7 protein-coding genes are annotated in these 9,726 nt (G+C 73.5%); 4 read left to right on the top strand and 3 right to left on the bottom strand.

Annotated elements, in window-relative coordinates; genetic code table 11:
• A partial coding sequence (locus tag IE312_RS06390; RefSeq protein WP_229899176.1) for a SpoIIE family protein phosphatase occupies positions 1-988 on the top strand: 988 nt, incomplete at its 5' end.
• On the top strand, positions 972-2,645 hold the full coding sequence (locus IE312_RS06385; RefSeq protein ID WP_189979156.1) for a PP2C family protein-serine/threonine phosphatase: 1,674 nt from the start codon (positions 972-974) through the stop codon (positions 2,643-2,645). The genes IE312_RS06390 and IE312_RS06385, both read left to right, overlap by 17 nt.
• A 62-nt stretch (positions 2,646-2,707) precedes the next feature.
• Here IE312_RS06385 and IE312_RS06380 read toward each other — a convergent pair whose 3' ends face one another.
• Positions 2,708-4,987 carry a catalase gene (locus tag IE312_RS06380; RefSeq protein WP_189979154.1) on the bottom strand — a complete coding sequence of 760 codons (2,280 nt, stop codon included), beginning with the start codon at positions 4,985-4,987 and terminating at the stop codon, positions 2,708-2,710.
• 550 nt (positions 4,988-5,537) lie between these two features.
• Here IE312_RS06380 and IE312_RS06375 point away from each other — a divergent pair.
• Positions 5,538-6,644 carry an amidohydrolase gene (locus tag IE312_RS06375; RefSeq protein WP_229899174.1) on the top strand — a complete coding sequence of 369 codons (1,107 nt, stop codon included), beginning with the start codon at positions 5,538-5,540 and terminating at the stop codon, positions 6,642-6,644.
• A 22-nt stretch (positions 6,645-6,666) separates the two neighbouring features.
• Here the strand turns inward: IE312_RS06375 and IE312_RS06370 are convergent, their stop codons facing one another.
• Positions 6,667-7,029 (bottom strand): ANTAR domain-containing protein, encoded by a 363-nt coding sequence (locus IE312_RS06370; RefSeq protein WP_189979150.1) that lies wholly within the window; start codon positions 7,027-7,029, stop codon positions 6,667-6,669.
• Positions 7,030-7,161: 132 nt separating this feature from the next.
• Here IE312_RS06370 and IE312_RS06365 point away from each other — a divergent pair, with 132 nt between their 5' ends.
• A complete protein-coding gene (locus tag IE312_RS06365) occupies positions 7,162-8,115 on the top strand; it encodes a helix-turn-helix transcriptional regulator (protein ID WP_189979148.1) in 954 nt (317 codons plus the stop codon).
• Positions 8,116-8,146: 31 nt separating this feature from the next.
• On the opposite strand, the gene IE312_RS39065 is transcribed toward IE312_RS06365, so the two are convergent.
• The coding region (locus IE312_RS39065; RefSeq protein ID WP_502266961.1) for a pectate lyase-like domain-containing protein at positions 8,147-9,726 on the bottom strand (1,580 nt) is incomplete at its 5' end.

Here is a 9,726-nt window from a genome sequence, read left to right as displayed (position 1 = left end):
ATGCGGGCAGGCGGACCTGGCCCCCGAGCGCACGGCGGCCGCGGAGCTGGTCGCCACCGAGCTGGCCACCAATCTGCTCAAGCACGCCGGCGGGGGCCTGATGCTGGTGAACCTTGTGGTGCCGCCGGCCGGCGGTCCGGGCACGTCGGTGCAGGTGTTCTCGCTCGACCACGGGCCGGGCATCGCCGACGTCGGCGCCGCGCTGCGGGACGGCTGGTCCACCGCCGACGGCTCGCTCGGCGCGGGCCTGGGCAGTTGTGCGCGCAGCGCCAATGCGTTCGATCTCTACAGCCGGCCGGGCCGCGGGACGGTGGCGACGGCCCGGATCGACCCGGAGCCCGTACGGCGCGGGGCGTCCGCCGCGGCGGTGCCCGCCGGCGGGATCACGGCCGCCCTGGCGCACGCCGAGCAGTGCGGTGACGCCTGGACCTGGGCCCGCTCGGGGAGCCTGGTGACGCTGCTGCTCGCGGACGGTCTCGGGCACGGCGCCAAGGCCGCGCACGCCTCCGGCGCCGCGGTCGCGGAGCTGCCCCACGCCGCCCACCTGCCGCCGGCGGAGATCCTGCGCCGGCTGCACGGGGTGCTGCGGAGCACCCGGGGTGCGGCGGTCACGGTCGCCCAGGTGGACGAGGAGCGGGCGGAACTCGCGTTCGCCGGGGTCGGCAACGCCGGCGCCCGGGTGCGCACCGGGGACTCCTGGACGCACCTCGTCTCGCACCCGGGGATCGTGGGGGCGTACTTCCCGGCGAACGTCCCGGTGCGTAGGGTGCCGTGGCGCCGGGACAGTCTGCTCGTCGTGCACAGCGACGGACTGCCCAGCCGCTGGCGGCCCCCGGAGGACCCCCTGCTGCTCGCCCACGACCCGTCGGTGGTGGCGGCGGCGATCCTGCGGGACGCCGGCAGCCCCGCCCGCCCCCTACGCGACGACACCAGTGTGGCCGTACTGGCCCCCGACCGCCGGACCCGCGCCCATGACAGCCGCCTCTGAGAACTGGACCATCGCCTCCGCCGCCGACGCGGCCCGGGCCCGTGCCGTGCTGGCCCGGCTGCTCGCGGACGCGGAGGTGCCCGCATTCGACCGGGCCCGCTTCCTCGGCGCGCTCGGAGTCCGGCTGCGCCGTGCCCTCGCCGCGGGCGGCGCGGACCTGACCGTGACCGCCGACGCGGACGGCGGGCTGCGAGTCGTCCTGGGCGGCCCGGAGCCCTGGGAGCAGGCCCTCGTCTGCCCGGCGCCGGTGCCGGCCCCGCCGTCCGGCCTGGACGGCGCCCCGCTCGCCGAGGCGCTGCTGGACGCCGACACGGACGCCGACGCCGTACTGGCACGGCTGGCCGAGACCGAGGAGCTGCTCCGGTTCCACCGGGAGGAGCTGCACCAGACGAACCAGGGCGTCCTGGCGCTGCACGCCGAGCTGGAGGCGGCCGCGCGGGCGCAGCGCGAACTCCTGGACGGCGAGCGGGCGGCGCGCGCGGAGGCGGAGAACGCCCGGCGGCTGCTGACCTTCCTGGCCAACGCGAGCGCGGTGCTGCACGCCTCGCTCGAACACGAGGACATCCTGCGCCGGCTGCCCGAGCTGCTGGTCCCGGAGTACGCGCGGCACGTCGACGTCTGGGTGGTGGGCGACGACCAGAGCCCGCCGGGCGAGCGGGCGGCGGCCGCGGTGACGGCGGCCCGCACCGGCCGGCCGCAGCACGCGGCCCCGCACCCCGGCGAGCTGCCGGGCGTCGATGACCTGCCGGCCTCGGCGCTGTCCCCGGACCGGCCCCTGCTGAGTCTGCCGCTGGGCTCGCGTACCGTGCAGGGCGTGCTCACCCTGGTGGCGCCCGGCGAACGCTTCGACCCGGACACCACCGTGATGCTGCTGGAGCTGGCGCGGCGGGCGGGCATCGCGCTGGACAACGCCCGCCAGTACGAGCAGCACCGGGATGTCGCCGAGGCGCTGCAGCGGGCGCAGCTGACCGACCTGCCCGCCACCCGGGGGCTCGACCTGGCCGCCCGGTACCTGCCGGCGACGCACGGTCTGAACATCGGCGGCGACTGGTACGACGCCTTCTCGCAGCCGGACGGCAGTGTGCTGGCGGTGATAGGGGACGTCACGGGGCACGGGCTGCGCGCGGCGGTCATCATGGGCCAGCTGCGCACGGCACTGCGCGCCTACGCCGTCGAGGGCAACGGTCCGGCGCGGATCCTGACCCTGTTGCACAGGATGCTCCGGCACCAGCAGCCGGAGCTGTACGCGACCTGTGCGATCGCCCGGTTCACGCCCGGGGAGCCCGGCGTGGTGTGGGCCGCCGCCGGGCATCCGCCGGCCGTCGTGCGCGGTCCCCGGGGGGAGGTGCGGGTGCTGGAGGACAAGCCGGGGATCATGCTCGGGGTTCCGGTGCCGTACACCTACGAGGAGCACACTCTCGAGTTGCCGGCGGGCTCCACGCTCGCGTTGTACACGGACGGTCTCGTGGAGCGCCGGTCGGCCGGGATCGACGCGGGCATCGACCGGCTGGCCCAGGCGATGGGGGCGCTGGGCGGGGCGGATCTGGTGGATCTGGACGCGGCGGCCGACGCACTGCTCAAGCCGATGCTGCACGATTCCGAGCACGACGACGACATCTGTCTGCTGCTGTGCCGCACCACGCCGGATTCGCTGTGAACGGCCGCGCGCCGGTCCCGTGACGGGGCCGGCGCGCAACCGGCGTGACGCCGGCCGCCGGGTCAGGCGGCGGACGGGAACCGTTCCCAGACGCGGTGGGCGGCCAGCAGCTGGGCGAGCTGCTGGAGCACGGCCGTGGCGCTGTCGCCGTCGACCACTCCGGGTGCGTCGAGCGGGATGCCGGCCGCCTCCAGTGCGGCCTCGCCGCCCTTCGCGGCACCGATGGCCTTGCCGTGCCGGTACGCCTCCGTCAGCAGCAGTCCGACCCGCGGGTCGGGCGTGGCCTCCCCGAGACGGGGCTGGCCCGCCTTGGCGTCCCGGGCGCCGTAGGCGTCGGTCCCCACGCCGGGGGTGCCGGCCACCAGGAGGGCGTCGAACTCCACGGAGCGCGCGGTGGTGTAGGTCCGCTGCACGGTGAGGGCGTCGGCGCCGTCGCCGAGGGTGCCGCCCGCCGGTGCGACGATCAGCGGGACCATGCCGCTGTCGAGGATCTCCTGGCGTACGGTCCGTACGCCGTCGAGGTCGCCGTCGGGGCCGGTGATGATGCCGATGATCCGGCCGTCGGTGGGCCAGGTCTGCCCGATCTGGGAGAGGGCGGGGCTCGGCTCGACGTCGGCGAGGGGCACCGTGGGCTCGGGCGCGGGCAGACCGAGTCCGGCGGCGACGCCCGCGCACAGCTCGGGGTCGATGTTGGCGAGGACCTGCAACGCCCGTTCGCGGATGGCCTGCTCGTAGCACTTGCCGAGTTCGAAGGTGTAGGCGTGGATGATGTGTTCGCGTTCCACCGGGCTCATGCTGAGCCAGAACCGGCGCGGCTGGCTGAAGTGGTCGTTGAACGACTCGGGCGCCTCACGGACCTTGGTGGCCTCGGGGACGCGCACCGGTGTCTCGACGAACGCGCCCGCGTCGGCTCCGGCGGTGAACGGGCAGCCGCCGTCGAGGGAGTTGGGCCGGTAGGGTGCCACGCCGCGGTGCACGGCCGTCTGGTGGAAGCCGTCGCGCAGCATGTCGTTGACGGGGGTGTGCGGCCGGTTGATGGGGATCTGCGGGAAGTTGGGGCCGCCGAGCCGGGTGATCTGGGTGTCCAGGTAGGAGAAGAGCCGGCCGGCGAGCAGCGGGTCGTCGGTGATGTCGATGCCGGGGACGAGGTGGCCGACGTGGAAGGCGACCTGCTCGGTCTCGGCGAAGAAGTTCGACGGGTTGCGGTTGAGGGTGAGCAGCCCGATCGGCTGTACGGGGGCCAGTTCCTCGGGGACGATGTTCGTCGGGTCCAGCAGGTCGATGCCCTCGAAGGTCTGGTCGGGGGTGTCGGGGAAAGTCTGGATCCCGAACTCCCACTCGGGGTAGGCGCCCGCCTCGATGGCGTCGTAGAGGTCGCGGCGGTGGAAGTCGGGGTCGACGCCGTTGATGATCTGCGCCTCCTCCCAGACCAGGGAGTGCACGCCCAGCTTGGGCTTCCAGTGGAACTTCACCAGGGTGGTCTCGCCGGCCGCGTTGACCAGGCGGAAGGTGTGGACGCCGAAGCCCTCCATCGTGCGGTACGACCGCGGGATGCCCCGGTCGGACATGTTCCACAGGGTGTGGTGGGCGGCCTCGGTGTGCAGGGTGACGAAGTCCCAGAAGGTGTCGTGGGCGCTCTGCGCCTGCGGGATCTCCCGGTCCGGGTGGGGCTTTCCGGCGTGGATGACGTCCGGAAACTTGATGGCGTCCTGGATGAAGAACACCGGGATGTTGTTGCCGACGAGGTCGAAGACGCCCTCGCTCGTGTAGAACTTCGTCGCGAAGCCCCGGGTGTCGCGGACGGTGTCGGCGGAGCCGCGGGAGCCGAGCACGGTGGAGAAGCGGACGAACACCGGTGTCTCGACGTCCTCGGCGAGGAAGGCCGCCTTGGTCACGTTGGCGGCGGTGCCGTAGCTGCGGAAGACGCCGTGCACCCCGGCACCGCGGGCGTGGACCACGCGCTCGGGGATGCGCTCGTGGTCGAAGTGCATCACCTTCTCGCGCAGGTGGTGGTCCTGGAGGAGCACCGGGCCGCGGGGTCCGGCCTTGAGGGAGTGGTCGGTGTCGGGGAGCCGGGTGCCCTGGGCGTCGGTGAGGTAGCTGCCGCTCTGCGCCATCCGTGCCTGGTCGGCGCCGGTGGGCTGCCCGGTCGGCGAGACGGTGGCCGGGCCCGTCTGGTCGGGCTTGGGCGGAAGGGGCTCACGGGGTTCGGTGGGTTCGGCGACCGTGGGCGACTGGGGTGCGGGCTTGCCGGGGATGCCGTCCTCGGGGCCGGCGGGGCCGCCCTGCAGGGCGTCCGCGACCTTGTCCGCCGCTCGCTTCAGCGGGTTCGTCTCGCTCATCGGTAACTGATTCCTCCACTGGTTCACGGGGGCGGGCCCGGCGCGGGCGGGAAGAGGGTGCCCGATGCTCGCCGGTCTCGCCGAGGTGGGGGCCGCACACGCGCAAAGCTCGTCAATCCATAACAAAAGGGTCGTCGGCGGCCCTGCTACCGAGGTCCCCGGGCCGGGGCGTCCGAAACCGGGAATCAGCAGGTGATTTCCGGTGGGGTGAAGTCGGGCCGCTTCCCGCCGGCTTGGCGGGAGCGCGACCGCCGGACGCGCCGGTCATGGATCCGGGGACCGACGGCAGGGCCGGCCGCCCCCTGCCGAGGGGGTGTTCGTCAGCAGGGCCGGCTTCTCGACCCGGCGGACGGCCGACCGGCCGCCCGCACACGCCACCCTAGGCGCCGGCGGCGGGCCGCGCAGTCCGGGAGCGGCCGGCCGCGGTGCGGACGGGGCCGCCGGTCACGGACGGGCCGTCACCCGCACGGTCTCCAGTGCGGGGTCCGCCGCACCGGCGATGAGGAAGCCGTGGGCGACACCGCTGCGCAGGTAGTCGAGCACGTCCGCGGTGATGACCTCCCTGCACGCGGAGCCGGAGACCGCGTTCGCCGAACACCGGGCGGCGGCGCTGCTCAGTGGTGAGCTGGAGGGCGCCGGGTTCGCCGTGCGGCGCGGGGTCGCGGGCCTGCCGACCGCGTTCACGGCGCGCTCGGGCGAAGGGCGGCCGGTGGTGGCGTTCCCCCTGGAGTACGACGCCCTGCCCGGGCTCGGGCACGCCTGCGGGCACAATCTGATCGCGGCGGCCGGTCTGGGCGCCGCCCTGGTCGTGGACGCCGTACGGGACGGCGCCCCGGGTTCGGTCCTGGCGGTGGGGACACCGGCCGAGGAGGGCGGCGGCGGCAAGGCCCTGGAGGTGGAGGCCGGGGTCTTCGACGGGGTGGACGCCGCCCTGATGTTCCATCCCGGGGTGTACGACTGGGCGCGGGCGCCGCTGACCGCGCAGGAGCAGTACCGGGTCGCCTTCAAGGGGCGCGCGGCGCACCCGACGGGCAGTCCGACGGAGGGCATCGACGCGCTCGCCGCGCTGGTCGAGCTGTTCAACGTGGTGTCGGCGCTCGGCCGGCGGCTGCCGCAGGGGTCGCACGTGCAGGGGATCATCACGCACGGCGGTACGGCCACGAACATCGTCCCGGAGTACGCCGAGGGCCGCTTCGGGCTGCGCGCGCTCACCACCGCCGCGCTGGACGAGCTGGCCGCGCAGCTGCGTACGGCCGCCGAGGGTGTCGCGCTGGCGACCGGGACCGAGGTGACGGTGGAACGCGCGAGCGTGCGGTACGAGCACTTCCGGGACAGCTCGGTGCTGTCCGAGCGGTTCGCCGGGCACCTGGACCGCGCCGGGATCACCCTCACCCCGCCGGTCCCCGGTGTCTACCTGGGCTCCTCCGACATCGGCAACGTCAGCGGCCGGGTGCCCGCCATCCACCCGTTCGTCGCGATCATGGACGCCGACGGCTCGGACCACACGCCGGAGTTCGCCGTAGCGGCGGCCTCGGAGCGGGCCCGCGGTGTGCTCCTGGCGGTGGTGGAGGCGCTGGCCTGCACGGCGGCGGACGTGCTGCGGGACGCGGAGCTGCGCGGGCGGGCGTGGGAGGACCTGCGCCGGGCACCGGCCTGACCGCGCCCGTCCACGGCCGGGCTCACCCGGGGCGGCCGCACGAGACCTCGGGCTCGCGCTCACAGGCGTCGGCCTCGGCGCCGCTCCGGGCACGCGCGTGCTTCATGGCGGCGGGCAGGGCCCGGCGGATCACCTCGGGGAGCCGACGCCGGACCGGCCACTCGACCAGGCAGCGCGCCACCTCCCGCAGCTTGACGTTGGTGTGCTGCGAGATGTGCTTCAGGACCTCCCAGCCCTGCTCCCGCCGCAGACCGCCCACGGTGATGACCACGCCGATCGCCTGGTCCACCAGGGCGCGCGAGACCAGCGCCTGACGCAGCTGGTCCACCTCGTCCTGGAGCGCCTTCACCTGTTCCTGGTCCGTCTGCTCGTCGGGTCCGATCATGTCATTCACCCTGAGCGGCCCGGCCGGTCCCCGCCAGCCGCCAGGCGAACAACTGGGCACGCCTCTGTACAGAAAACGAAAAATGCCTGGTAGAAGGCCTATATCGACGGCGTTGACGGGCAGCCGTGGGTCATGGAGACACTCACCTTCCACAGCGATGATCTCGATGTGACGGAGGACTTCCTCAGCCGCGCCTACGCCCGGATGCGGATCGGCAGCAGCAGCCCCGGCTCCCACCGCGCCCGGATCCGCCGTACCGGCATCGACTCGGTGAGTGTCGACGAACTCGCGCTGGACTTCGAGATGGACTACTCGGTGACCCCGCTGGGCCGGATCTGCCTGTGCGTCGTCCACGAGGGAACCGTGCGGGACCACGCCTTCCAGGGCGTCGAGGACTCGTTCGGTCCCGGTGACGTGGTGCTGCTCGCGCCGCCGGACCTGCCCTACACGGGCCGGATCTGCAACGCCCGCTACAACATCACCATGCTGGAACCGGACCTGCTCGCCCAGGTGGCCGGGGACGCCGACGGCTCGCGGCCGGTCCGGCTGACCGGGCACCGGCCGCGCTCGGTGGCGGCGGGGCGGCAGCTGCACCGGACCATCGCCCATCTGCGCGACACGGTGCTCGCCGACCCGGAGCTGGCGGACCAGCCGCTGGTCGCGGCCACGGCCGCCCAGCATCTGGCGGCGAGCGTGCTGGCCGCGTTCCCCAACACGGCGCTGGACGAGCCGGCCGCCGCCGACCACGCCGACGCGCGCCCGGCGGTGCTGCGCCGGGCGCTCGCCTACATCGACGACCACGCGGACCGGCCGGTCACGGTCGCGGACATCGCCGCCGCGGCCCATGTGACGGTCCGCGCGCTGCAGTACGCCTTCCGCCGCCACCTGGACACCACGCCGCTCGCCCAGCTGCGCCGGGTGCGGCTCGCGCACGCCCATCACGACCTGGTGGCCGCCGATCCCGGCGCCGGTGCCACGGTCACGGAGATCGCGGCCCGGTGGGGTTTCCACCATCCGGGCCGCTTCGCCACCTTGTACCGGGACACCTACCGGCGGGCCCCGTACGAGACCCTGACCGGTCGCTGACCCGCCGGCTGACCGCGGTTGCGGGCGGGTCCTAGGGGAAGGACGTCACCTTGGACGGGACCGTGTCGGTGCCCGAGGTGGGCGCGCCGGTGCTGTTGACGACGTGCGCGTACTGGCCCTTCCCGCCGAGCGAGATCACCAGCAGGTCGTGCATCTTGATCCCCGCCGTCACGGGCACCTGGAAGCCGTGCGCCTGCACGATCGACGGATCGGCCGTGTAGTTGCAGTAGCTGCCCAGGCCCCACGCCTCGTGGGCGGTGACGGTGTCGGCGACCTTGTAGGCCGCGTAGCCGGTGATGCCGTCGTGGGTGACGGCGGCGGCGTTCGGGGCGTCGTAGGCCTTCTCGTTCTGGAAGAAGATCGTCCGGCCGCGTTCGCCGCTCCAGTAGACGTCGTACTTGTTGAAGTGCTCCACGAACAGGCCGGTGGCGAGGACGTCGTCGCCGTTGACGCGCAGGCCGTAGTCGGCGCGGTTGGTGTTCCAGCCGACGCCGTCGCCGTGGTCGGCGCGCCAGATCCAGGTGTGGTCGACGATGACGTCGTCGCTGTTCACGACCACGGAGTTGGTGGCGAGTCCGGGTCCGGCGCCGCCGACGCGGATGAACACGTCCTGCATGGTGGTGGGGTCGGCGGAGTGGTCGGCGCTCGCTCCGGGGGTGCCGATGCGCAGCAGGGTGTCGGAGTTGACCGGGCCCGCGTCGATCAGGAATCCGGCGAGCCGCACGCCGTCGACGTCGGCGACGTGCATGGCGTCCACGCCGTTGTCCGGGACCAGGGTGGCGAAGCCGAGGCCGAGGACGACGGTGTCGGGCCGGGTGACCTCGATGGTCCGGTCGAGGTGGTAGACCCCCGGGGTGAACAGCAGGTTGAGGCCCTGGGCGAGGGCGGCGTTGATGGTGGCGGCCGTGGCGCCCGGCTTGACGACGTAGAACCGGTCGAGCGGGAGGGAGGTGCCGGCGTTCGCCGGCCAGGAGACGCCCCGGGCATTGGTGCGCTTGGCCGGGACGAACACCTTGTAGGCGGAGCCGTCCAGGTAGAGGAAGGGCTTCTCGCGGGAGACCGGGGTGGTGTCCAGCGTGGTGTACGGGCCGCTGTCGAAGTTGGTGGCGGGGGCGCCCTGGACGCCGGAGAACGTCATGTTCCACACGCCGTTGGTCCAGCCGCCGACCGAGCTGTCCCGGGTGTACCACTGCTGCTGGGAGTACGGGCCCACCGTGCCGTCGATCTTCGAGTCCGCGATGTAGCCGCCGGAGGCCCAGCCGTAGCCGTCGGGGGCGAGGTTGAGGCCGCCCTGGACGTGGACGCGGCGGAACGGCGCGGCCTGGGCGACGGCCCAGCGGTCGGTGCCGTTGACCGGCTTGAGGGAGAGGTTCTCCGCCGAACGCCAGAAGTTCTGGGTGGCGTTGCCGTGGAACCAGCCGGCGTCGACCGTGACGTCACCGTTGATCCGGGTGTCGTCGGGGTTCAGGCCGAGGCCGGAGACGGAAGTGTAGAAGCCCAGTTGGGCGTTGATGCCGTTGTAGCTGCCGGGCTTGAGCAGGAACTGGTAGCGGCCGCTGCCGAACTGAGCCGACTCCTGCTTGGCGAAGACGTCGTCGAACTTCTGCTGGA

The organism is Streptomyces capoamus (assembly GCF_014654935.1).
Classification (GTDB): domain Bacteria; phylum Actinomycetota; class Actinomycetes; order Streptomycetales; family Streptomycetaceae; genus Streptomyces; species Streptomyces capoamus.
Note: the sequence above shows the minus strand (reverse complement) of the source record. Positions and strands in the feature narration are given on the sequence as shown.